24 protein-coding genes and 1 pseudogene are annotated in these 23,978 nt (G+C 59.4%); 18 read left to right on the forward strand and 7 right to left on the reverse strand.

Annotation, left to right across the window (positions count from 1 at the left end; all coding sequences use genetic code 11):
* Positions 1-34: 34 nt before the first annotated feature.
* Positions 35-892 carry a YbgC/FadM family acyl-CoA thioesterase gene (locus ACFQND_RS07135; protein WP_371436059.1) on the reverse strand — a complete coding sequence of 286 codons (858 nt, stop codon included), beginning with the start codon at positions 890-892 and terminating at the stop codon, positions 35-37.
* A gap of 13 nt (positions 893-905) precedes the next feature.
* Positions 906-1,880, reverse strand: coding sequence for an alpha/beta hydrolase (locus tag ACFQND_RS07140; RefSeq protein ID WP_371436058.1), 975 nt, complete (start codon positions 1,878-1,880; stop codon positions 906-908).
* A gap of 209 nt (positions 1,881-2,089) precedes the next feature.
* Between ACFQND_RS07140 and ACFQND_RS07145 the strand changes: the two genes are divergently transcribed.
* Positions 2,090-3,226 carry an iron-containing alcohol dehydrogenase gene (locus ACFQND_RS07145; protein ID WP_371436057.1) on the forward strand — a complete coding sequence of 379 codons (1,137 nt, stop codon included), beginning with the start codon at positions 2,090-2,092 and terminating at the stop codon, positions 3,224-3,226.
* A gap of 13 nt (positions 3,227-3,239) precedes the next feature.
* Here ACFQND_RS07145 and ACFQND_RS07150 read toward each other — a convergent pair.
* Positions 3,240-3,452: pseudogene (locus ACFQND_RS07150) on the reverse strand (methylated-DNA--[protein]-cysteine S-methyltransferase); the annotation flags it as partial.
* Positions 3,453-3,572: 120 nt separating this feature from the next.
* Here ACFQND_RS07150 and ACFQND_RS07155 point away from each other — a divergent pair.
* On the forward strand, positions 3,573-6,506 hold the full coding sequence (locus ACFQND_RS07155) for a Tn3 family transposase (RefSeq protein WP_371436056.1): 2,934 nt from the start codon (positions 3,573-3,575) through the stop codon (positions 6,504-6,506).
* Positions 6,507-6,704: 198 nt separating this feature from the next.
* Here ACFQND_RS07155 and ACFQND_RS07160 read toward each other — a convergent pair whose 3' ends face one another.
* From ACFQND_RS07160 to merR, 4 genes are all read right to left on the reverse strand, one after another.
* A complete protein-coding gene (locus tag ACFQND_RS07160; protein ID WP_371436055.1) occupies positions 6,705-7,694 on the reverse strand; it encodes a site-specific integrase in 990 nt (329 codons plus the stop codon).
* Positions 7,695-7,835: 141 nt separating this feature from the next.
* Positions 7,836-8,228 carry a YkvA family protein gene (locus ACFQND_RS07165; RefSeq protein ID WP_371436054.1) on the reverse strand — a complete coding sequence of 131 codons (393 nt, stop codon included), beginning with the start codon at positions 8,226-8,228 and terminating at the stop codon, positions 7,836-7,838.
* Between the two features lie 39 nt (positions 8,229-8,267).
* Positions 8,268-9,320, reverse strand: coding sequence for a DMT family transporter (locus ACFQND_RS07170; protein WP_371436053.1), 1,053 nt, complete (start codon positions 9,318-9,320; stop codon positions 8,268-8,270).
* 234 nt (positions 9,321-9,554) lie between these two features.
* Complete coding sequence (merR, locus tag ACFQND_RS07175) at positions 9,555-9,965, reverse strand: Hg(II)-responsive transcriptional regulator (protein ID WP_371436052.1); 411 nt, start codon at positions 9,963-9,965, stop codon at positions 9,555-9,557.
* A gap of 41 nt (positions 9,966-10,006) precedes the next feature.
* Here merR and merT point away from each other — a divergent pair, with 41 nt between their 5' ends.
* From merT to ACFQND_RS07255, 16 genes are all read left to right on the forward strand, one after another.
* Complete coding sequence (merT, locus tag ACFQND_RS07180) at positions 10,007-10,393, forward strand: mercuric ion transporter MerT (protein WP_371436051.1); 387 nt, start codon at positions 10,007-10,009, stop codon at positions 10,391-10,393.
* Positions 10,394-10,419: 26 nt separating this feature from the next.
* Positions 10,420-10,707: a mercury resistance system periplasmic binding protein MerP gene (gene merP, locus ACFQND_RS07185; RefSeq protein WP_371436050.1), complete on the forward strand. Its 288-nt coding sequence runs from the start codon at positions 10,420-10,422 to the stop codon at positions 10,705-10,707.
* Positions 10,704-10,925, forward strand: a complete 222-nt coding sequence (locus ACFQND_RS07190) for a GDCCVxC domain-containing (seleno)protein (RefSeq protein ID WP_371436049.1) — start codon at positions 10,704-10,706, stop codon at positions 10,923-10,925. The genes merP and ACFQND_RS07190 overlap by 4 nt, the downstream gene beginning before the upstream one ends.
* Before the next feature lie 46 nt (positions 10,926-10,971).
* A complete protein-coding gene (locus ACFQND_RS07195; protein WP_371436048.1) occupies positions 10,972-11,370 on the forward strand; it encodes a hypothetical protein in 399 nt (132 codons plus the stop codon).
* Between the two features lie 76 nt (positions 11,371-11,446).
* On the forward strand, positions 11,447-12,733 hold the full coding sequence (locus tag ACFQND_RS07200) for a TolC family protein (protein WP_371436047.1): 1,287 nt from the start codon (positions 11,447-11,449) through the stop codon (positions 12,731-12,733).
* Complete coding sequence (locus ACFQND_RS07205; RefSeq protein ID WP_371436046.1) at positions 12,730-14,370, forward strand: efflux RND transporter periplasmic adaptor subunit; 1,641 nt, start codon at positions 12,730-12,732, stop codon at positions 14,368-14,370. The genes ACFQND_RS07200 and ACFQND_RS07205 overlap by 4 nt, the downstream gene beginning before the upstream one ends.
* A complete protein-coding gene (locus ACFQND_RS07210; RefSeq protein WP_371436045.1) occupies positions 14,367-17,537 on the forward strand; it encodes an efflux RND transporter permease subunit in 3,171 nt (1,056 codons plus the stop codon). Before ACFQND_RS07205 ends, ACFQND_RS07210 begins: the two co-directional genes overlap by 4 nt.
* Positions 17,524-17,904, forward strand: a complete 381-nt coding sequence (locus ACFQND_RS07215) for a hypothetical protein (protein WP_377412754.1) — start codon at positions 17,524-17,526, stop codon at positions 17,902-17,904. The genes ACFQND_RS07210 and ACFQND_RS07215 overlap by 14 nt, the downstream gene beginning before the upstream one ends.
* 50 nt (positions 17,905-17,954) lie before the next feature.
* Complete coding sequence (locus tag ACFQND_RS07220; protein ID WP_371436043.1) at positions 17,955-18,170, forward strand: hypothetical protein; 216 nt, start codon at positions 17,955-17,957, stop codon at positions 18,168-18,170.
* A gap of 282 nt (positions 18,171-18,452) precedes the next feature.
* Complete coding sequence (locus ACFQND_RS07225; protein WP_371436042.1) at positions 18,453-18,875, forward strand: DUF4148 domain-containing protein; 423 nt, start codon at positions 18,453-18,455, stop codon at positions 18,873-18,875.
* Between the two features lie 327 nt (positions 18,876-19,202).
* A complete protein-coding gene (locus ACFQND_RS07230) occupies positions 19,203-19,610 on the forward strand; it encodes a hypothetical protein (RefSeq protein WP_371436041.1) in 408 nt (135 codons plus the stop codon).
* A gap of 121 nt (positions 19,611-19,731) precedes the next feature.
* Positions 19,732-20,052 (forward strand): hypothetical protein, encoded by a 321-nt coding sequence (locus ACFQND_RS07235; protein WP_371436040.1) that lies wholly within the window; start codon positions 19,732-19,734, stop codon positions 20,050-20,052.
* Positions 20,049-21,479, forward strand: a complete 1,431-nt coding sequence (locus ACFQND_RS07240) for a TolC family protein (protein WP_371436039.1) — start codon at positions 20,049-20,051, stop codon at positions 21,477-21,479. The genes ACFQND_RS07235 and ACFQND_RS07240 overlap by 4 nt, the downstream gene beginning before the upstream one ends.
* Before the next feature lie 28 nt (positions 21,480-21,507).
* Positions 21,508-22,932: a multicopper oxidase family protein gene (locus ACFQND_RS07245; RefSeq protein ID WP_371436038.1), complete on the forward strand. Its 1,425-nt coding sequence runs from the start codon at positions 21,508-21,510 to the stop codon at positions 22,930-22,932.
* 35 nt (positions 22,933-22,967) lie between these two features.
* Positions 22,968-23,480: a cupredoxin domain-containing protein gene (locus tag ACFQND_RS07250; RefSeq protein WP_371436037.1), complete on the forward strand. Its 513-nt coding sequence runs from the start codon at positions 22,968-22,970 to the stop codon at positions 23,478-23,480.
* Positions 23,461-23,970, forward strand: a complete 510-nt coding sequence (locus ACFQND_RS07255; RefSeq protein WP_371436036.1) for a DUF411 domain-containing protein — start codon at positions 23,461-23,463, stop codon at positions 23,968-23,970. The genes ACFQND_RS07250 and ACFQND_RS07255 overlap by 20 nt, the downstream gene beginning before the upstream one ends.
* Positions 23,971-23,978 lie beyond the last annotated feature (8 nt).

Genomic DNA, 23,978 nt, shown 5'->3' on the forward strand with positions numbered 1-23,978 from the left:
GACAAAGCCCTTGCAGTGAGTGCTGCCGGCCAGATTAAAGTCGTTTGGACATTTCGATATGCGGGATGCCGACCTCGTCAAACGGCTCCCCCACTGGGGAAAACCCCGCGCGCCCATAAAAGCCCTGGGCGCTGCGCTGCGCATGCAGCACGATTTCGGTATCACCACGATCCCGGGCGGCTTGCATCAAAGCGTGCAAAATATCACGCCCGAGGTGTGATCCACGCAACACCCGATTGACCGCCATACGTCCAACTTTGCTGACGCGAAGTGTGTGGTTCAGCAAGCGCCCGGTAGCCACTGCTTGCCCTAGACCGTTATAGGCCACCGCATGCAGCGCCGTATGGTCCGCCTCGTCCCATTCCATGTCCATGGGAATGCCCTGCTCCTGAACAAACACCTCCGTGCGCACTTTGGCCGCATCCGGCCCAAGTTCTGCCCATGGGCCGACACGGATATTGCCCATGGATGCGCCCTCTTCAAACCGCATCAGGACATTGCGCAATGCATCCGGCACGGACTGGGCCTTTTGCGTCAGCGGATCGGCAAACACATAAATCAGTTCGCCGGTGATCAGGCGCTCATCGTCCCTGAAAATCGCGCCAGAAAAAACCATGGAGGAATTGCCAATACGTGTGCACTTGAGCGCCACATCGATCCGGTCATCAAAATGCGCCGAACCGTGGTACTCAATACTGGCCTTTTTGACATACAGGTCGCCGCCAAGTTGCTGCATGGCCTCCTCGTAAGGCAGTGCCAGCGCGCACCAGTAATCGGTAATCGCCGTGTCAAAGTACATCAGGTAATGCGCGTTGAACACGATTTTCTGCATGTCCACCTCCGCCCAGCGCACACGCAGAGGGTGAAAAAATCGAAAGTCTTGTCTGGTCATGTTTAAAAACAGATTAAAGATTAAAAGCCAAACGGAGGGCCCGCGCCGCGTCTGAGTGAGCCTGCCGCGCCTCGGGTATCACTCGCCCCATTTTGATGAATTCATGGGTGACCCCCCGGTAAATTTCAAGATCGACCGTAGCGCCGGCGGCGCGCAGCTTGTCGGCATACATCACGCCTTCATCCACAAGCGGGTCGCATTCTGCAAGCCCGACCCAGACCGGGGCCACGCCATCCACATCGGGCGCATTCAGCGGTGCAAAACGCCAGTCATCGCGATCAGCAGGACTGCGCAGGTATTGACTAAAAAACCACGTGATTTGCGCTTCACTGAGCACAAAACCCTGTGCAAACCTCTGATGTGAGGCCGTGTTCTGGTGTGCTGCGCAGCCGGGGTAAAAAAGCAGCTGCAACATCAACTCAAGCCCGGCATCCCTGGCCAGGATGGCGCACATGGCAGCCAGTGTGCCGCCCGCGCTGTCACCGCCCACCGCCATGCGCGCGCCATCCAGCCCCAGTGCTGGCGCGTGGGCCGCCAGCCATTGCAAGGCATCCCAGGCGTCGTTTGCTGCTGTGGGGAATTTATGTTCAGGCGCAAGACGATAGTCGAGCGAGACGACGGCGCAACCTGAAAGGTGACTTAACTGCCGGCACAGCACATCATGGGTGGCGATGCTACCAATCGTGAAGCCGCCTCCGTGAAAGTACAGCAGCACAGGCAAGCTTCCGGCAGATGGGCTGGATATGGGCGATATCGCGTCAGGCACATAAAGCCGTGCATCAAGGAGGTGGCCGTCCCGCGCCGGTATCTGGAAGTCTTTCACGTGCGGCAGCACCGGTTTGGGAATTTCCAGCACGCCTGCGCCTGCTTCATAGGCCGCCCGGGCCTGCTCAGGTGCCAGCGTCTCAAGAGATGGGCGGCCCGCACGTGCCATTCGGCTGAGCACATCCTGCATCGCGGGGGTCAGCAGTGTCAGGGGCGTTCTCATTTATCGGCCTGAAACCAGTCCGGACACCAGTTCAATCAGCCTGCTCGCCAGATCGAGCTCCATGTACCGGCCACCACGGGCGTTTCGCAGTTGGTTAATCCGTACCATGAGGGTTTGCTTGCAGGTCATTCGGGTCTTGAGCCATTAAAGTAGTGTCATTCGATTCGGGCAATCACGCCAATATCGTACAACGCGGAAAACAGCACGCCATGGCTTTTATTTATTACATCACCCAGGTCCAGTTTGAATTCGGCGCCATCAGGCTGCTTAAGCAGGAATGCGAACGTGTCGGCATCACGCGGCCCCTCATCGTGACGGACCCAGGCGTCAAGGCAGCCGGCATTTTGGAAAAGGCTCTGGATGCCTTGCCGGGGCTGAAGGTCACGGTGTTTGACCAGACACCGTCGAATCCGACCGAAACGGCCGTGCGTGCTGCGGCGGAGTTGTACAAGGCCGGAAGCTGCGACGGGTTGATTGCCGTAGGCGGTGGTTCAGCCATCGATTGCGCCAAGGGCGTGGCGATTGCGGCCACACACGAAGGTCCCCTGACGACTTACGCCACGATTGAAGGTGGATCGCCCAAAATCACCGAGCGCACCGCACCGCTCATCGCCGTGCCCACCACCAGCGGCACCGGCAGCGAAGTGGCACGTGGCGCCATCATCATCGTGGATGACCATCGCAAGCTGGGTTTTCATTCATGGCATTTGGTACCAAAAACAGCGATCTGCGATCCCGAACTCACCTTTGGGCTGCCTGCCAAATTGACGGCGGCAACAGGTATGGATGCCATAGCGCATTGCATGGAAACCTTTATGTCTGCCGCGTTCAACCCGCCCGCAGACGGCATTGCACTCGACGGCCTGGAGCGCGGCTGGGCGCACATTGAACGAGCCACACGCAACGGAAGCGACCGCGAAGCACGCCTTAACCTGATGAGTGCATCGATGCAGGGCGCCATGGCATTCCAGAAGGGCTTGGGCTGTGTGCACAGTTTGAGCCACAGCCTGGGCGGCGTGGACCCGCGCCTGCACCACGGCACCCTGAACGCCATGTTCCTGCCTGCGGTCATAGGCTTTAATGCAAGCACCGAGTCGATCCAGAAAGACAGACGACTGGAGCGCATGGCCAAAGCCATGGGGCTGGGCTCAGCCAACGATATCCAGGATGCGATTCACGACATGAATGCGCGCCTGGGCCTGCCCAAAGGGCTGGCTGAGATGGGTGTGCGAAAGGAAATGTTCGACAAGATCATCACGGGCGCTCTGGCTGATCATTGCCACAAAACCAACCCTCGGCTGGCATCTATTGCCGATTACGAGGCCATGCTGGAAAACTCAATGTAAGTTGAGAGCCCCGCTACCGAGACGGCGCGCCGCTGTCAAACAAGCCCGGCTGCGCACCAAAACGTGCGCCTTCAGTTTCAAGCATCTTCAACTTGGTGGACACGCCCCCACCGGCTGAAAAACCACCAGAATGATTGGCTGCAGCCAGGACACGGTGGCAAGGCACAACGGGGGCAAAGGGGTTGTGGCCCAACGCCTGCCCTACCGCACGTGATGCGCCCGGCTCAGGGTAATCGTACTTTCGGTGCAAATTGACACGGTTACAGCTGAAAACTAGGCTGCGCGCGGGCTGCAGCCATTCCCACTTTCAATTAAAGTCGCCAGATCGTCCATTCACGGGTGTTTCATGGCCAACTATGAATTCCGGTATGTAGGCGCCGACAGCCTGCCGAGTCGCCTCTCTGAGTTTGATGTTCAGCAGTATTTCCGGCTTTCGGCCGCAGATATCGCTGCCATAAATGAACGATTTCGAGCAGATCGCCGCACTGCCGTATCGGTGCTGCTGGTGTTTCTGCGTGCTTGCGGGCGGCCCCTCGATCGGTTTTCAGCACTTCCCAAGACTTTGCTTGCATATATTGGCGAAGCGTTTGGCGTCCAGCCGCCTACGATTGCAACGCTCCGCTCGCTCTATGCCCGGCGTCAAACGCTGTATGAGCATCAACTTTGGCTGAAGAACTACCTAGGCCTCAAGGACGTTGACCAGGCTGGTAGCGACCTCCTAGTCAGGTATCTCAGCGCCCAGGCCAATGAGGTCAATTCTGTCGATGAACTGGTCACTGCCGCCACCCATTGGCTCTATGAGAAAAAGTTGCTCATCCCCGGTGACCGGCAGGTACGCGATCTTGCCCGCCAATGCCACGCCAGTGTCGATGCAGCCATCCTGAAGGCCATCAAGGCGGCCATCCCCAGCGGCACCATCACACGCTGCCAAGCGGTGGTTTTTGGGCTGCACAAGGAGGGTTCTTTCACGGTGCTGGAGTGGCTCAAGACGCCGCCCAAGCGCCACAGTCCTACCACCCTGGCAGAAACCCTCGAAAAAATTCAGTTCCTCAAGGGTCTTGAGGTGCATAACTGGACATTCGAGTCCATCCCGCTGGAGAAACAGCGCGGCTACGCGCAGGCAATCCAGGCACGTCGCCCGGCCAAGACGAGGGAGCTAAAAGAGTCATCCCAGACCATCGAGTTGGTGTTCTTTTTGCGTATCAGTCTGCTGGAACTCACGGACATGGTGATCTACCAGTCCGGCCGGCGGGTGTCCGACCTGGTGCGCCAGGCTTACGACAAAACCCAAACTCGCCAGGCGCGCTCGTCCGTCGAGTATCGCGAACGCTTGGTATCCATCAAAAGCGTGGTCGACGATACGAGCCGCTCTGCCGACGAACGTTTGGCCTCCATCAGTGCGCTGGTAGCTGACGTGGCGCAGGCCGCCAATAACAGCCACGCCGCCAGCGTTCGTCAGATTCTTACCGAAGAGCCCACGCGGGTGCGGGCCCTGCTCAGCAGCTTGCAAGATCTGAACTTCCAGGGGCGTCCCAATGACAACAGTCTGAAGCTGCTCACCTCCCTTAAAGACATCTACGCCGGGAAACTCACAGAGTTGCCGCAAGATCAAGTGTTCCCCATCGACAAGCCCTGGCGGGAACTGGTCGATGACCCTGATCGTAAAAAAGCCCTCAAAGCCATGGAGGCGTGCGCCATGCTGGGCTTGCGTAAAAGCCTGCGCCGCGGCTCGGTTTGGATTGATCACAGCTTCTCCTATCGAGAACGCGACCAGATGTTGATCTCCCCGGCTGATTGGGCCAAGGACCGGGAGCGTCATCTGTCCATTCTCAACCTGCCGGCTGACGCGGACACCTTCTTGAGGCCATTGCTCAAGCACATCGAGGCCGGCCTGCAGGCCGTGGCTGACGCCAAACAGCAAGGCAAACTGAGTGTCGATGCGCAAGGCACGCTGCACTTGCCTGCGCTGCAGGCATTGCCGGAAGAGATTGATCCCAAACGAACGCGCGACCTGATGTTCAAACAGATCGGAGATGTGCAATTTCCAGATCTGCTGCTGGAAATGGATGCGCAAACCAATTTCAGCGAAATCTTGCTGGCACGCCGGGCCAAGGATGAACGGGAATTGGTGGCCTTGTATGCGGCATTGATCGCCCACGGTACTGAAATCGATGCAAAAAGCGTGGCAGCCATGACGCCACAACTCGATCCCGACCAGGTTTCCGTAGCGATGCGGGCTCTGGAGGCATCCGGCCGACTGCGTCGGGCGAATGCGTGCGTGGTCGAATTCCAGGGCAAGCATGCCATTGCCGAGCTCTGGGGGAGCGGCAAAACGGCGTCCAGCGACATGATGAGCCTCGATGCCTCCAAGCATCTTTGGAACGCCAGGGTGGATCCCCGCCGGCGCACCCATGCGGCGGGCATGTATACCCATGTGCTGGACCAGCACGGCATTATTTATGACCAGCCGATAGTGCTCAATGAGCGTCAGGCGGGGCCGGCCATTGAAGGCGTAGTCCGCTACAACGACAGTACCGACCGGGTGCGCCTGTCACTGTTGGCCGTCGATACGCATGGCTACACCAATCCGGCCATGGCCATTTCCAAGTTACTGGGGTTTGACTTATGTCCCCGATTGCGCGATCTGGCCGAGCGTAAGCTGTTCCTACCGCGCGTTCTGGAGGCACCCGAGGGCTTGGACCAGGTGTTGGTACGCGATGTGTCTTTAGGCGCGATCCGTAAAGGCTGGGACGTGTTGCTGCGTCTGGCGGCGTCTATTCGTAGCGGTCATGTCAGCGCCAACGTGGCCTTGCAGCGCTTCGGCAGCGCCGCGCAGGGTGACCCTGTGCATCGGGCTGCCGACCAGCTCGGACGGCTGCTGCGGACACTCTTTTTGTGCGACTACTTCAGCAATACGGCATTTCGCCGGGAGATCCACACCATCCTCAACCGGGGCGAGTCGGTGCATCAACTGCAGCGTGCAGTCTATTTTGGCAAGGTTTCCCCTGAGCGGGGGCGGCGTCGCGACGAGATGATTGCGATTTCCGGCTCACACACGTTGCTGACGAACCTGGTAGTGGCCTGGAATACTCACCGAATGCAGGAAACCGTAGACAAGTGGCGACGCGCCAATCAGAAGATCGAGGACGCGTGGCTGGCTCGTATGGGCCCGGCGCACTTTGCGCACGTGAATTTCAGGGGAATGTTCAAATTCGGTGTGTCACGGTATGCGGACATGCTGTTGACCCAAACAACGGCACAGGCCAAACGGATCGCTTGATAAGACATCAATGAGCTAAGGTGCAATTGGTGGCTCGTATACATCAAGGCCAAACCACCAACATTCGTACTTCTGGCGGTGGCTTGCGCCTGTGCACACGACGATGGTAGCCACGGGTCAGACCGCGTGGTTGCTTGTTGAACCGGGCCAGTGACATCGTGGCGCAGTCTGCGCGGCCGGACAGGGTCGGCGGGCGGACTATTTCCTCAGTAAAAGCAACGGAGGCGGTTGCTGGGTTCCCGCTGGTGCCACGGCCGTCAGTCCCAGTTCGAACCGTGCCTGCAGCGTCGCACCTGAAGCATCCAAGTAGCGCATAGCCGATTTGACGTCCTTCCAGCCGACATACTCCATCAGCTCCTTGATGTCCCAGCCGCTGGCGCGGGCCCAGCCGGCAAAGCCACGGCGCATGGAGTGGCTGCTGTATTCCTCGGGCGACTCGACGCCGGCTTCGGCGAACAGACTGCGCAGCAAGGGGATCAGGCTGTTGGCGTGCAGGCTTTCCTCGGCAACATGGCCCCAGCGATCGATCTTGCGGAACAACGGACCTTCCATCAAACCGGCCAGGTCGATCCAGGCATTGAAGGCGGTCACGGGACACAGACGGGACAAGGCTGGGCATTGGAAGGTCCGGCCCTGCAACTGCCTGTCTCCTTTGCTGCGGCCCAGGTAGCAGGCCATGCCCTGGCCGGGGGTGACTTCGGTGTTCTCAACGCGCAGGTTGACCAGTTCGTCGGAGCGGAAACCGCGCCAGAACCCCAGCAGTAGCAAGCTGCGGTTACGGGTATGCCGAAGCAATGCCGACCGGTCGCCAGACTGTTGGGCGTTGCTGATGGCGGCATCGAGCCACTGATCGATCTGCTGGAGCACCGCCAGTTCCAAGGGGCGAGCGCGCTTTTCTGGCACGGCGTGAACGGAGCGAATGCCTTTGAGGACCTGGCGCACCAGTGACGACTTGGTAGGGTCGGCAAAACCTTGGTCGGTATGCCAGCGGGACAGCGCCGCCAGCCGCTGGCGCAGCGTGTTGATGGCCAGGGTAGCCGCATGATCGGCCAGGTAGCGAGAAATGGCGTCAGCCGTGGAAGGCAGCAATCCTTTCCACTCTATTTCAAAATGCCGTATGGCCGAAGCGTAGCTCCGGCGCGTGTTGTCGCGCTCGGCAGCCTCAAGATACTGGGCAAGACGACTCATTTCAGGGGCGTTACAGGACGATTTTCGACGAATTTCCGTTTCTCAACGCTGGGATCATTAATCGCGGTACGCGGACATTGAGGTTATACGAAACGTCGTCAATTCTGACAGACATAAATCACCCCGCGAATAGTCCGGTAACTATCGGGCCTCAACCCACCAGGACCACAGCGCCCACCCGGCCGCTGTCCAGATGGCCAGGATCACGGCTGCGCCCCACAGGCTGCGCGGCCTGGCGCCGGACTGCCTCATCCACTCGTCACCTTGCCGCCTGCACTGGTCCAACACGCCCGCCGGAGTCAGCCGGATCGCCAGCCAGATCAGACCAGGCAATAGCAACAGGTCGTCAACATAGCCCAGCACGGGAATGAAGTCAGGAATCAGGTCAATAGGGCTGAGCGCATAGGCAACCACAAATACGCCAATGGCCTTGGCGTACCACGGCGTTCCCGGGTGCTTGCAGGCAAACCACAGGGTTACCGCGTCCCGCTTCAACCGTTTGGCCCAATCGAGGAGGGTCTGTAAAACTTTCATGAAACCGGCAGGTGTGTCGTTTTGTGTCTGTGCCGTCACTCAATGCGAATGGCGGTGGTGGGCATCAGGAAAATGCGCATGGCTGTGCGTGATGGGGTTGTGCAGGTGCGGGTGGGTATGGCGCGTTCCGGCCGCAAGCACTTCGTCATGACCGTGATCGTGATGCTCGTCACCGGAGCCGTGCTCATGCTCGTGGCTGTGCGCAAGCGGCTCATGGGTATGCGCATGTTGGTGGCTTTCAGTCAAGTGTAACCAGACGCCCCACGCCATCAGAACGCCCGCAATAATCAACGGCGGCGTGATCGGCTCTCCTAAAACAACGATGGCCAGCGCAGCGCCTACAAATGGCGCGATGGAAAAATACGCACCTGTGCGCGCAGTCCCCAGGTGGCGCAAGCCAAGGACAAACAGCGCCAGGCTGGCCCCATAACTGGCAAACCCCAACACAGCGGCCGCCAACACAATGGAAACATCCGGCCAGGCCGCACCCAGCATCAACGCAAGCACCAGGTTGGTCGCGCCGGCAGCCAGGCCCTTGACCATGGCGATAAACGACGCATCCGACAGCGAAACCTTGCGCGTCAGGTTGTTGTCCACGCCCCAGGCCAGGCACGCGCCAACGACGGCCAGGGCCGGCCACAACTCGCCAAAACGAGCCTCGCCCGGCCAGGACAACACAACACCGCCCGCCACAATGGCCAACATACCCAGCGCGATACGCCTGTCAAAGTTTTCCCGGAACACACACCACGCAATCAAGGCCGTGAGCACGCCCTCGGCATTGAGCAATAACGAAGCGCCGGAAGCCGGCATGCCGGACAGGCCCACCATCAACAACACAGGCCCGGCCACGCCACCGGCCAACACTGCACCGGCCAGCCACTTCCATTCGCCAGGGGGCAATTGAACAGATGGCGCCCTGCGCAGCAGACGCAAAACAAAGAGGCCCACACCCGAGCCGAGGTACAGCAAGGCGGCCAGCAGCCAGGGACTGGTCTGCGCCAACAGCAGTTTGGCCAGCGGGGTGCCCGCACCGAACAAGGTAGCCGCCAGCAGGGTGGCCAGCACGCCGGGCTGTGTGAGTGATTTCAAGAGCAGGCCCCCTTGTTATGCATATTCGCGCCCTTAACCCTTGACCTAGTGCAGCACACAAGGCAGATCAGGTCCAGCGACAGCGTGGCATGCGGCTGGCACCTGCTCCCGGCCTCCGGCGATCTGGTCGTATAGAGCTTTTCCCAATGCGATTTGGGCTCCATGAAGCGCCGAGTTATGTAAGTCTATCCATGATAGCCACTTCCCTTGGTTGCACCAGCTGTGCCGCGCCGGTCAGTGAGCATCATGGAGTGCGGAAATCAAGGGGCAGGAAATGGATCCCCTTGCCGCGCGGCAGTTCTCCACCAGAGTGCTCAGGACCGACTCTATGCGGCGCAGATCATTCAGCTTTTCGCGAACATCCACCAGTTTGTGTTCGGCCAGACCTCTGGCTTCTTGGCAATGAGTGCCATCCTCCAGCCTCAGCAGCTCCGCAATTTCGTCCAGGCTAAAGCCAAGGCGCTGGGCAGATTTAACAAACCTCACACGACTTACCTCCGCGTCCCCATATCGCCGAATGCTGCCGTATGGGCGCTCCGGTTCCGCTAGCAATCCTTTGCGCTGGTAGAACCGAATGGTCTCGACGTTGACACCCGCAGAAGCGGCCAACTCGCCAATCGTCAGGTGGTTCGCAATTTTTTCCATGCACTTGACTCCGTACTTGAGTACGGAAGTAATCTTACGCCATGAAATCACGCCTTGCTACAGCTACAGAGCAGCTCGCCCCCGAACAACCGGACGGGACCATCATCTTGGTTACCGGCGGCGTTGCGGCCTTCCTCGCATCTGCCTGCTGCCTCGGCCCATTGGTGCTGATTCTGTTGGGCTTTAGTGGCGCCTGGATCAGCAGTCTGGCTCTCCTAGAGCCCTATCGACCCGTCTTTATCGGAATTGCTTTGCTGGCTTTGTTCCTGGCCGGACGGCGCCTCTATAGACCCACAAAGGCCTGTACTTCAGGTGAAGTCTGTGCTTTACCGCGAGTTCGCATTCTCTATAAAGTCACTTTTTGGACGGTTGTGACTTTGGCGCTGGTCGCACTTGCTTTCCCCTACGTATTGCCCTTGTTTTATTAAGTGAGAAATGTGAAAAGGAGCTACCCATGAAACGCCATATCCCCTTGCTCGCATTGATCGCCGTCTGTGCCGCCCCAGCGTGGGCTGGCTCCAAAACGGTGACCTTGTCGGTCCCCGGCATGACCTGTGCCGCCTGCCCGATCACGGTCAAGGTGGCTTTGACTAAAATTCGCGGCGTCTCGAAAGCTGACGTCAGTTACGAAAAACGGCAGGCAACCGTCTTTTTCGATGATGCTAAGACGAATGCCGCGGCGCTCACTCGGGCCACTGCAGACGCCGGCTATCCTTCGCAAGTGATAGGGGTGATGCCATGAAGCAGTTGACCCTGGATTCGCTCCTGACATGTCCACATTGTGGCCACAAGAAAACAGAAAAAATGCCCGAAGACGCGTGCCAGTGGTTTTACGAGTGCGAGCAATGCCACACGGTACTGCGTCCCAAACAGGGGGATTGCTGCGTATTTTGTTCCTACGGAACGATGCCATGTCCCTCCATCCAGGACAAAGGCCTTGCGTCAAACTGTTGTGCATGAGAACTTTTTTCAGCGCTTGGGGTCACAGACTCATTACACTCAAGCCATGACCCGGAACCGCCGCACCCGCCTGATCACAGTGCTCTTCGCACTGGTCAGCCTGCTGTTTATGCAGCTGGCGGTGGCTGGCTATGCCTGTCCGGGCACCCGGGCAAAAGTCGCCGAAGTCGCTGCAATGGCCGAGGCGGGCATGCCCTGCGCCGAATCCATGGCAATAAACATGGACGATGAACAGCCGGGTCTATGCCACGCGCACTGCCAGGCGGGACAGCAGTCTGCCGACAAGTATCAATTGCCATCGCCGATAGCCATTGATGCGTTGCCTGCCGATTTCAGTCTACAAATCGTCATTCCGCCATTTTTGGAAGCGCCGCTGCAGGCACCTCATCTGCAGCGCACCACCGCGCCCCCTGTAGCCATCCGGAACTGCTGCTTCCGTCTCTGACCTCCCAGACCACTTAGTTCCTGTCTAATGCATTTCGTGTGCATCGACAGGTCGTTCTTTGTGCTTTGGAGGTTTTATGTTTATTCCATTTCCGATTTATCGGACTGCCGCCGCTGCCTTGATGGTGGTCACGGCGTCCGCGTCGTGGGCCGCTGACCCTTTGACCCTGATCGAGGCGCAGCGCATCGCCGTCGGCCGGTCCCAGCAATTGGTCGCCCAAGGCGCGCTCACCACCGCGGCCCGAGAACAGGCCGTAGCGGCCGGCCAGCTCCCCGATCCGGTACTCAAATTTGGCATCGACAACCTGCCGGCCAACGGCCCGGACCGTCTCAGCCTGACGCGTGACTTCATGACCATGCGCCGCATCGGCGTCATGCAGGAGATTCCACGCGCCGAAAAACGCCAGCTCAGAGCGGAAAAGTTTGAACGTGATGCCGAGCGGGTTCAGGCACAGCGACAACTGACATTGGCCAACGTACAGCGCGACACGGCGCTGGCCTGGCTGGATCGCTATTACGCTCAGGCCCAGCGTGAATTGTTGCAGCAGCAAATTGAGGAGACCCGACTGCAGGTTCAAGCTGCCGACAGCGGCTTTCGCACCGGCCGGGGCAGCCAGGCTGACGTGTTCGCAGCCCGCGCCGCAGTGATCACGCTGCAGGACCGCCTCAGCCAAATTGATCGCCAGTCGCGCAGCGCTTCCCTGATGCTGGCCCGATGGGTGGGCGCTGCTGCCGCTGAACGACCAACCTCCGGATCGCCGCCATGGCAAAGCACGCCGCTACAAGGTGATGTTTCGAGCGAACACCTCAAGCGGCATCCTGATCTGCTGGCAATCAGTGCCGAAATTGATGCGGCTGAAACCGAAGCCCGGCTTGCTCAGGCCAACACGAAATCCGACTGGACTGTCGAGGCGGCCTACCAACAGCGCGGCTCAGCCTTCTCCAACATGCTGTCCATCGGGGTATCCATCCCCTTGCAGTGGGACCAGAAAAATCGCCAGAACCGTGAGTTAGGCGCCAAGCTGGCCATGGTCGATGAGGCTAAGGCCAGGTACGAGGACATGCTGCGCAAGAACGAAGCTGAAGTAAGCAGCCTGCTCAACGAATGGCAGACAGGCAAGGACCGGCTGGTCCGGTACCGTGATGAGCTGATTCCCACCGCCCGACAGCGCTCCGAGGCGACGCTCACGGCCTATCGCACTGGCAAAAGCGACCTGGCTGCAGGCCTGTTAGCACGCCGCGACGAAATTGATGTCCGCATGCAGGCCCTGACCCTGGAGATGGAAACGGCGCGCTCTTGGGCACAAATCAATTTCCTGATTCCCGACTACCAAATTTCGGCACCCGCCAAGGACCAAAAATGAACAAAAAATACCTCATTGCCGCGCTGATCGCTGCCGGCGTCCTCGGCGCGGCAGGCTACAGCCTGTACACGCTGGGCATGAGAAACGGCAGCAGTATGACTGCCACCGCCACACCAGGTAAAGCACCTTCAACACCAACGGCCGCACCCGCAGCCGGGCCTCAGAGCGTTGCCGAAGGCGAAGAGGCTACGCGCCGCCACATCAGTGCTGGCCTCAAGGCAGGCGATACCGATCCGGCCAGCGGCCGGAAGATTCTGTATTACCACGACCCCATGGTGCCGGGCAACAAGTTCGACAAACCGGGCAAGTCCCCGTTCATGGACATGATGCTGGTGCCGGTCTATGCGGATGGTGATTCCGACCAGGGCAAGGTCACAGTTAGCCCGCGAGTCCAGCAGAACCTGGGCGTACGCACTGCATCCGTCACCGAAGGCACGCTGTCGCCTCAGGTCTCCGCTGTGGGCAGCATTGCATTTAACGAACGTGATCAAGTCATAGTCCAGGCTCGAGCCACGGGTTACGTGGAGCGCCTGTATGTGCGCGCCACGCTGGACCCGGTGGCCAAGGGCCAGCCTTTGGTTGATCTGTATGTCCCGGATTGGGTCGCTGCGCAGGAGGAGTTTCTGGCCATCAAGCGCATGCAAGGCAATGACCTCGGATCGCTGGTCGACGGCGCCCGGCAGCGGATGCGTCAGGCTGGCATGAGTGAGGAGCAGATCCGCTTGGTGGAGGCCAGCGGGAAAACACAGGCCCGAACAACGATCACGGCGCCATTGGGCGGCGTGGTGGTGGAATTGCTGGCGCGCGAGGGCATGACGGTGACGACCGGGATGACCCTGTTCCGCATCAATGGACTTTCCACGGTCTGGGCCAATGCCGAGGTGCCCGAGAGCCAGGCAGCGCTGCTGCGCCCGGGCGCCAAGGTACAAGCCCACAGCCCGGCCGTGCCCGGCACGACCTTCGAAGGCAAGGTCCAAGCCATCCTGCCGGACGTCAACGCGGCGACGCGTACGCTCAAAGCCCGGCTGGAGCTGGCCAACCCGGGCTCACGCCTGATACCGGGGATGTTCGTGACCATGCAATTCATGGACATGCGGGCCGAGAAGGCCTTGCTGATCCCCACCGAAGCCGTGATCCAGACCGGCAAACGCACGGTGGTGATGCTGGCCGAAGACAACGGCCGCTTTCGACCCGTTGATGTCGAAGCCGGCATTGAAAGCGGCGGGCAGACCGAAATCAAGCGCGGCCTGCAAGCGGGTCAGCGTGTGGTGGTGTCATCCCAGTTCCTGATCGACTCGGAAGCCAGCCTCAAAGGGATTGAAGCCCGACTCAATGAGGCACCCAAGCCGGTCGCAGCCAATACCACGCCGCGGCATGAGGGCGAGGCCAAGGTTGTAGCGGTTAGCAAGGACGCCATCACCCTCTCGCATGGGCCGATTCCCTCGCTGAAGTGGGGAGCCATGACCATGGAGTTCAAATCGCCGCCCGCCAAAGACCTGCCGAGCAACCTGAAAGCCGACGATCGCGTGAGCTTTGAGTTTTACATGGATGCGGACGGACTGCCTCAGCTGACCCGGGTGTCGCCTTCAAGCGCTCCGTCTGCTGCCGCGCCAGCGGCCACAGGGAGTAAAAAGTGATCGCGCGCTTCATACGCTGGTCCATCGCCAACCGCTTTCTGGTACTGCTGGCCACGCTGATGATCGCGGCCTGGGGCGTGTACTCGGTGATGAGAGCGCCGCTGGACGCCTTGCCCGACCTGTCGGATGTGCAGGTCATCATCCGCACAACCTATCCCGGCCAGGCACCCCGCATTGTGGAGAACCAGGTCACCTACCCGTTGACCACCACCATGCTGTCGGTGCCAGGGGCCAAGACGGTGCGCGGTTATTCGTTCTTTGGCGACTCCTACGTCTACGTGCTGTTCGAGGACGGCACGGACCTTTACTGGGCTCGCTCGCGCGTGCTGGAGTACCTCAACCAGGTCCAGTCCCGCCTGCCGGCGGCGGCCAAGGCTTCGTTGGGCCCCGATGCTACGGGCGTGGGCTGGATTTACCAGTACGCCCTGATCGACCGCAGCGGCACCCAGGATGCCGGGCAACTGCGCGCCTTGCAGGACTGGTTCCTCAAGTACGAGCTCAAGACCGTGCCGAATGTGGCCGAGGTCGCTTCGGTCGGCGGCATGGTGCGCCAGTACCAGATCGTGTTGGATCCCGACAAACTGGCCGCTTATGCGATTCCGCATACCAAGGTGGTCGAGGCCATCCAGAAGGCCAACCAGGAGGCTGGGGGTTCGGTGCTGGAACTCGGTGAAGCCGAATACATGGTGCGCGCTTCCGGTTATCTGCAAAGCCTGGACGATTTTCGTGCTGTACCGCTAATAACGACACCTGGCGGCGTTTCGGTGCGCCTGGGCGACGTGGCACGCATCCAGATCGGCCCGGAGATGCGCCGCGGCATTGGTGAGCTGGACGGCGAAGGTGAAGCCGCCGGCGGTGTGATCATCATGCGTTCCGGCAAAAATGCCCTGGAAACCATCGCCGCCGTCAAGGCCAAGCTCCAGACCCTGCAGGCCAGCTTGCCCAAGGGGGTGGAGATCGTGCCGACTTACGATCGCTCGGGACTCATCGAGCGTGCCGTGGACAACCTCACGTACAAGCTGCTGGAGGAGTTCCTGGTGGTGGCGGTGGTGTGTTTCATCTTCCTGTTCCACCTGCGCTCGGCTTTCGTCGCCATCATCTCGCTGCCGCTGGGCATTTTGGCTGCCTTCATCGTGATGCATTACCAGGGCGTCAATGCCAACATCATGTCGCTGGGCGGGATCGCGATTGCCATCGGTGCCATGGTGGACGCCGCCGTGGTCATGATCGAGAACGCCCACAAACATCTGGAGCATTGGGGCCACGACCATCCGGGCGAAACGCTGAAAGGCGAGGCGCGCTGGCGGGTGATTGGTGACGCGGCGGCCGAAGTCGGGCCGGCATTGTTCTTCTCGCTGCTGATCATCACCTTGTCGTTTATCCCGGTGTTCACACTGGAGGCGCAGGAGGGCCGCTTGTTCTCACCGCTGGCGTTTACCAAGACCTACGCCATGGCGGCGGCGGCCGGACTGTCGGTGACCTTGATTCCCGTGCTCATGGGCTACCTGATCCGTGGCCGGATTCCCGATGAGAAGTCCAACCCCCTGAACCGCCTGCTGATCGCCATCTACCGGCCTATGCTGGAAGTGGTGCTGCGCGCACCCAAGCTCACATTACTGGTTGCCGGCATCATTCTGGTCATCAGCCTCTGGCCGCTGCAGCACATCGGCGGGGAGTTTATGCCGCGAATGGACGAAGGCGACTTGCTTTACATGCCGTCGGCCTTACCGGGCTTGTCGGCCGGCAAGGCCAGCGAGCTGCTGCAGCAGACCGACCGCTTGATCAAGACCGTGCCCGAAGTCGCCAGCGTGTACGGCAAGGCCGGACGGGCCGAGACCGCGACCGATCCGGCGCCCATGGAGATGTTCGAAACCACCATCCAGTTCAAGCCACAAGACCAGTGGCGTCCTGGAATGACGCAGGACAAGCTGGTCGATGAACTGGATCGCATCGTCAAGGTGCCCGGCCTGTCCAACATCTGGGTACCGCCGATTCGCAACCGCATCGACATGCTGGCCACCGGCATCAAGAGCCCGGTCGGCGTGAAAATTGCCGGCACGGATCTCATAACGATTGACCGTCTGACTGGCGAGATCGAGCGGGTACTCAAGGACGTTCCCGGCGTCACGAGTGCCTTGGCCGAGCGCCTGACGGGTGGGCGCTATGTGGACGTCAATATCAAGCGCGATGCGGCATCCCGGTTCGGGCTGAACATCGCCGACGTGCAATCGGTCATCAGTTCGGCCGTGGGCGGCGAGAACATCGGCGAGACGGTTGAAGGTCTGCAGCGCTTTCCGATCAATATGCGTTACCCGCGTGAACTCCGGGATTCGACGGAAAAGCTGCGTAGCTTGCCCATCGTGACGGAACGCGGCCAGCGCCTGGTGCTCTCGGATGTGGCCGACATCCGCATCACCGACGGCCCGCCCATGCTGCGCAGCGAGAATGCTCGCCTCTCCGGCTGGGTCTACGTGGACCTCCGGGGACGCGATCTGCGTTCCGCCGTGCAGGACATGCAAAAAGCCGTGGCGGACAAGGTCAAGCTGCCGCCGGGCTATTCGATCTCCTGGTCGGGCCAGTTCGAGTTTCTGGAGCGAGCCACGGCCAAGCTCAAGGTGGTGGTGCCGTTCACGCTGCTGATCATCTTCGTCCTGCTGTACCTGACCTTCAAGCGCTTCGACGAAGCCTTGCTGATCCTGGCTACGCTACCGTTTGCGCTGGTGGGGGGCATTTGGCTGCTGTACTTGCTGAACTACAACCTGTCGGTTGCGGGCGCTGTAGGATTTATTGCGTTGGCCGGTGTCTCCGCCGAGTTCGGCGTGATCATGCTGCTGTACCTGAAGTCTGCCTGGGACGATCGGCTCGAACAGGGGAAAACCAGTGCTGCCGATTTGCTGGATGCCATCCGTGAAGGTGCGGTGTTGCGCGTGCGGCCCAAGGCCATGACGGTGGCCGTCATTCTTGCAGGCCTGTTTCCCATCATGTGGGGGACAGGGGCGGGCTCCGAGGTGATGCAGCGCATCGCCGCGCCCATGGTCGGCGGCATGATCACCGCACCGTTGCTGTCGATGTTCGTGATTCCAGCGGTGTATCTGCTGATACGCCGGCCGCGCACGAGCCATACCCGACAGTGGTTCTTTTGGAGAAAGCACCGTGAAACGGCTTGAACTCCTGCGCCACCTGGATCAAGCGCTTCGATGCGCGTTCCTGGTGGCTGCGCTTTTGCTAGGCGCTGCCGGGCTTGTGAGCCCAGCCCAGGCCGCGAGCTTGACCATGAAACCCGTGTCGGAAATGACACAAGCTGGCGCTCAAAAAAATCCTATGTCAGGCGCAATGAACGGCGTGCCTTGTATGAGCTGCTACATGGCCCCCGCACCAGCCGTGCATGGGTTCACTGGCGAGCAAGAGGAGCCCAAACAAGCTGTCTGGCAGTTGCTGGCGCAGTCGTCTGCGTCAACGAAAAATCGCCTGAATCTGGCAAAACAAAAAATCGGCCAGCCTTTGCGCGTCGCGTACTGTTGCTGGCGCAACTAGCCATGCGTCCCGCTCTACTATGCATCCATTTTTTATCCAAGGAGATCATCATGAAATACGTACTTATCACCCTTGTTAGCGCCGCGACACTTGGTGTCAGTTTGCCTGCCAGTGCTGCCCCAAGCCAGGGCAAGGTATGTCCGCCTCAGACGCTTATCTTGCCACTTGACCATGGCCCACGCGCACAGTCGACGCCATATTTGAACCAACAGCGCAAAGCGCGCTATGACGCCGAAGTCAAGGCCTGCAAAGATACAGCCAAGTAAGCCAGAACGGCCTAACACCTGAAAACAGTGTTGGCCATCGGTTCCCGTCATGGGCTGCGCGAAAGCACAGTTCATGACGGCCTCATATTGCCACTTAAGCGACTTTCTGCAATCCGCCTGTGTCTCAGTGTGAAGCGTAGATAACGTTTTTGTAATCTACGGGTCATCGCGGCGTCGCACCCATTTTTTTAAAGTAGGGACCGTGATGCAGAGCATGTATCGCAGTCATTCCACTGTTGGAATGGCGCATTGTAAAAATTATTGATCTAAAGGAAATTCTTCATGAACACGAAATTCATCGCCACTACTGTTTTTGCCATCGCCGCAATGAGCGGTGCAAGCGCATTTGCACAAAACAATCTGTATGGCGAAGCCGCTTTGGTTATTCCACCAGTTGCATCAACCAGCAATGTGACCCGTGCGCAGGTCCAGGCCGAGTATTTGCAGGCCCGCCAAAAGGGTGAGTTGCCCGTGAGTCCAGAAGCTGCTTTTGCAGCTGCACCTGCGACCCCATCAACCGTGACTCGTGCACAGGTTCAGGCAGAGTATTTCCAGGCCCGCCAAAAGGGTGAGTTGCCCGCGAGTCCAGAAGTTGCTTTTGCAGCTGCACCTGCGGCCCCATCAACCGTGACTCGTGCGGAGGTCCGAGCCCAAGCCATTGTCGCGGCTCATGCGGCCCAAGCCACTGGCAACAGCACGCTCTAATTCCGAACATATCCGAAAGTAGCGCAACGACGTCCACCCGCGATGAGTTGCAGAGAGGTATGGGCCATTCGAGGCTCCGCTTTGAGGGGCAGTCGTATATTTTTGAGCAGTGGAGTGCGCTTCAACTTGGAAAGTCCTTGAGTAACAAGGGGTTCACCCTCCAGCGAAGCCATCCCTTGCCGTAAATCGCTGATTCCATTGACTCACTTCAGGAAAACGTGCCAGTCTGCATCCAAAGCACGACTAGCCCTTCCGCTGGCTTTGAGCGGCTCATGTTCTTTTGGTTACTTCCCTGAATTTAAAACTGTCTATAGAATCCGCATTCATATGTCGCGCTTTCGCTACCTGTTGCTTTGCTTGATGCTGCTGGCCTTGCCCCTGCAAGGCTTTGCTGCAGCATCTATGCTGTATTGCGGCATGGGGCCAAACCACGACGATCAGGTCTCTGTCGCTTCGGGCCATCACCACATGAATGGGCTAGGCGAAGCGCAGCACGACCATTCCTCGCACGACAAAACTGCGAAGTCGGCCAAGCAGTCTCCGGATGGCAAAAAGCAATTGCCTGACGCGTCCCATAAGTGCGGAGTTTGCGCTTCCTGCTGCAGTGTCCTGGCGATTTCTGATTTCCCCAGGACAGTTGAGCTCCAACCTTCTCCCCATGCTGATCTCACCGAGCTCTTCGTCCTGATCCACGCCGTACCCTCGCGCCTCCCCGAAAAACCTCCCCGCGCCTGACGCGCCCGATTGCTGCGGCCATCCGTGTCGCAGTGACAGGCGCTCTTTTCATCGCCCACCATCAAATCGTCCCTTTGGGGATGCCCTTGGTGTCGCCGTCTCATGAAAACGCGAGGATTCCATGTTTAAAAACCTACCTGCCGTGTGGCTGGTTCCGATATTTTCCCTATCGGGGATAGCAACTGCGCAAACACCCGCGCCTGCATCTCCCGCATCCGAGGCGACCCAACAAGCCTCAACACTGAACTACCGCTCGGCTTTTGAGGGCTACAAGCCCTATACCGACGACAAGCTCCTGAACTGGAAAGAGGCTAACGACACCACTGGCCGCATTGGTGGTTGGCGTGCCTATGCAAAGGAAGCCCGGCAGCCCGACGACAAGGCGCCAGCTCACGATATGGCGACCATGCCTGATCCGAAAACCGGAGGTAGCAAGCCATGAACGCGCCTTCGATGAAAACCATTTTCAAGTCAGGTGCGGTAGTTGCTGCGGTTCTTGTACTGGCGGGTTGTGCATCAGTGAACATCGACCAGGCCGTCAAAGACACCAACGACACGACAGGTGCCTTCACCCAGGGCAAGCTGGAACTCAGCCGCACGGAGCAACAGGTTCAGGCCCGGCAGAAACTAAGCGCTGAATTGCTAGCCAAGCCATTGAGCATGGATGACGCTGTTCAGCTTGCCCTTTCCAACAGTCCCGGCGTACAGGCGCTGCTGGCGCAAAGCTGGTCCGACCTTGCCCAGGCAACCCAGGCCGGTCGAATTACGAACCCAATCTTCACTTTCGAGCGTATGCGGTTCCGCGATGAACTGGAGCTTGGCCGCTTGCTGTCGTTTGGATTGCTCGACCTGTTGACCCTGCCGTATCGCCAAGGTATTTCCCGCAGCTTGGTTAGTCAGGCAAAGGTTCAACTCAGCGCAAGCGTGGTGGAAGAGGTCACCCAGGTCCGTCAAGGCTGGGTGCGCGCGGTGGCAGCAAGGCAGACCCTTCAATATGCCGAACAGGTTAACGCCAGCGCACAAGCCAGCGCTGAACTGGCACAGCGTATGCAGCAGGTTGGCAACTTCACGAAACTCCAGCGACAGCGTCAGCAGGTGTTCTACGCGGACAGCGTTGCACAGTTGGCGGCAGCCCGCCACGCAAACACCGCTTCCCGTGAGGAACTGGTTCGACTGCTCGGCCTGACGGATGCTCAGTCCGAGAAATTGCAACTGCCCGAGCGCTTGCCAGATATGCCGAAACAGCCGCGAGACGCCAGCGCCGTGTCGGCAACTGCGGCGGAGCAGCGGCTGGACGTGCTACTGGCACGTAGTCAGCTCGATATCTCCGGGAGAGCGCAAGGGTTGAACCTGCTGACCAGCGTAGTCGATGTGGAACTGGGCATACGGCACAACACGGTGTTTGACAATGCGGCCGGGACCAAGTCCGCAAAGAACGGCTATGAGCTTGGCATTCGCCTGCCGATCTTCGACTGGGGGTCAGCCCAGCGTGCCACGATGAATGCGCAATCACTGGCGGCCGCCAACCGGTACGAAAGCACAGTTCGAGGCGCATCGTCACAACTGCGTGAAAGTTATTCTGCCTACAGGACGGCCTATGACGTGGCCAAGCATTACCGGGATGAAATTGTCCCACTGCGCAGGGCTATGGCGGAAGAAAACGGGCTTCGCTACAACGGCATGCTGATCAGCGTGTTCGAACTGCTGGCCGACAGCCGTGACCAGGTGTCCAGCGTCATGGCGGCGATTAACTCGTACCAACAGTTCTGGCTCTCAGACGCTGCCCTTGCGGCTTCCATGACCGGAAAACCGACCTCTATGTCGATGGCCTCTCCCACCGCCGCTGGCGCCAGCGCAGCTGGCCACTGACCGGCCGACTTACATACACGGATTACCCATGAACAACAGAAGAAATTTCCTGACCGGTGCCGGTGCCATCACCACGGCGGTTGCGGCAGCTGCGGTCAGCAAAGTCGCCATGGCGGCATTGCCGGAGCCCATGATCCAGACCAAGCCCGACACCATGGCCCCGCTGGTGCCAAATTCCGGCCGGCCGTACAACCCGGTTGTCACACTGAACGGCTGGACGCTGCCTTGGCGCATGAATGCTGGCGTCAAGGAGTTCCACCTGGTGGCCGAGCCCGTGGTACGAGAGATGTCGCCCGGATTCAAGGCACACCTGTGGGGTTACAACGGCCAGTCACCAGGGCCGACCATCGAGGTCGTTGAAGGCGATCGCGTTCGTATCTTTGTGACCAACAAACTGCCGGAACACACCAGTGTGCATTGGCACGGCCAACGCCTGCCCAACGGCATGGACGGCGTAGCGGGTCTGAACCAGCCAGCCATCCCGGCGGGCAAGACCTTTGTGTACGAGTTCGTTGCCCGGCGCCCGGGCACCTTCATGTACCACCCGCATGCCGACGAGATGACGCAGATGGCGATGGGCATGATGGGTTTCTGGATCACCCATCCCAAGGCGGCGCATCCCTTGATCGACGAGGTCAATCGGGACTTTGTCTTTCTGCTCAACGCCTACGACATCGATCCGGGCCTGTACACACCCAAGATCATGACCATGCTCGATTTCAACCTCTGGAGCTGGAACAGCCGTGTCTTCCCGGGCATTGATCCGCTGGTGGTTCGAAAAAACGACAAGGTGCGCATCCGGATCGGCAACCTCACCATGACCAATCATCCAATTCATTTGCATGGCCATGAGTTTTTGGTGACGGGGACGGACGGCGGACCAACGCCGAAGTCCACAAGGTGGCCTGAGGTCACAACCGATGTTGCGGTCGGACAAATGCGGCAAATTGAGTTCCTTGCGGACGAAGAAGGCGACTGGGCTTTTCATTGCCACAAGAGCCACCACACCATGAATGCCATGGGTCACGACGTGCCCACCATGATCGGGGTGGACCATCGAAAGGTGGCCCGCGACATCACCAAACTGATCCCTGACTACATGGTCATGGGTGAACGCGGCATGGCAGACATGGCAGAAATGGACATGCCCTTGCCCGACAACACAGAGCGAATGATGACTGGCGCAGGCCCGTTCGGCTCCGTCGAGATGGGCGGCATGTTCAGCATGGTCAAGGTGCGCAAAGACCAGAAAGCTGGCGACTACAAGGATCCCGGCTGGTACAAGCACCCGGCGGGCACCGTCGCGTACGAATGGAATGGCGCAGCACCAGTTGCCGACCGCTCCGCAAGCGGCGGTGGCCAGGCCATGAAGGCTCAAAACATGCCCGCCAAAGAAGTTGAAGTCCAGGTCCGCAAGCCCGCCATGGGTGGCATGGGCGGAATGAAGCACTGATTAGTTTTTTTAACCACGCCTAGAAAGGTATCTCAATGAAAACACGTAACCTCCTTATCGCACTGCCATCGCTACTGCTTGCCGTGAGCGCCATGGCATCCGGCACCCACGCCGGAGGGCATGACGATGAAGCCATCGGCAAGCCTGGCGTTGCATCCAAAGTCTCACGGACCATTACCATGGACATGAGCGACAACATGCGCTTTGGCGCTCCCAACGTGACGGTCAAGCAAGGCGAAACCATCCGTTTTGTGGTTAAAAACTCAGGCAAGATCAAGCACGAAATGGTGCTGGGAACCGAAAAGGAACTCAAGGAACACTATGAAGTGATGAAGAAGAACCCTGAGATGGAACACGCTGACGCCAATATGGTTACCGTGGCCCCCGGCAAGACCGGTGAAATCATCTGGCAGTTCACCAAAGCCGGCAAGATTGACTTTGCCTGCCTGCAACCCGGTCACTACGACGCTGGCATGAAAGGCATCGTGACTGTCGCTGGCGGCAAAACGGCCCCAAAACAAGACGGTCATGGTGACCACAAACACTGATCGGGCGTCCAGACGTTCAGCCTCAAGGCTGATCTTCGGGCTGGCTGGTGCTGCGGCACTGGGTCAGTCTTTCGGAGCACTGGCCGCGTCGCCGAAAGACCGCGTGACGGTCTGGAAGACACCCAACTGCGGTTGTTGCAGCGACTGGGTTTCCCATTTGCGTGGCAACGGCTTTGAAGTCATGACCCACGACGTCAAAGACACGGCACCCATGCGCCAAAAGCTCGGGCTTGCCGAGAAGTTTGGATCCTGCCACACCGGGCTGCTGGGCACCTATGTGCTGGAGGGCCATGTTCCCGCAAGGGAAATGCGGCGTCTTCTGCGCGAAAAACCGCGGGCTCTTGGCTTGGCAGTGCCCGGTATGCCTACTGGCTCACCTGGCATGGAAATGGGCAATGCCCGTGATGCCTACGACGTTTTGCTGGTCCTCAATGACCGCAACTCTCGCATTTATCAGTCTTACCCCCAGAAATCTTCCACCAACTCTTGAAAGAATCG

Origin of the sequence: Polaromonas aquatica, assembly GCF_042659145.1 — a bacterium.
Taxonomy (GTDB): Bacteria; Pseudomonadota; Gammaproteobacteria; order Burkholderiales; family Burkholderiaceae_C; genus Polaromonas; species Polaromonas aquatica.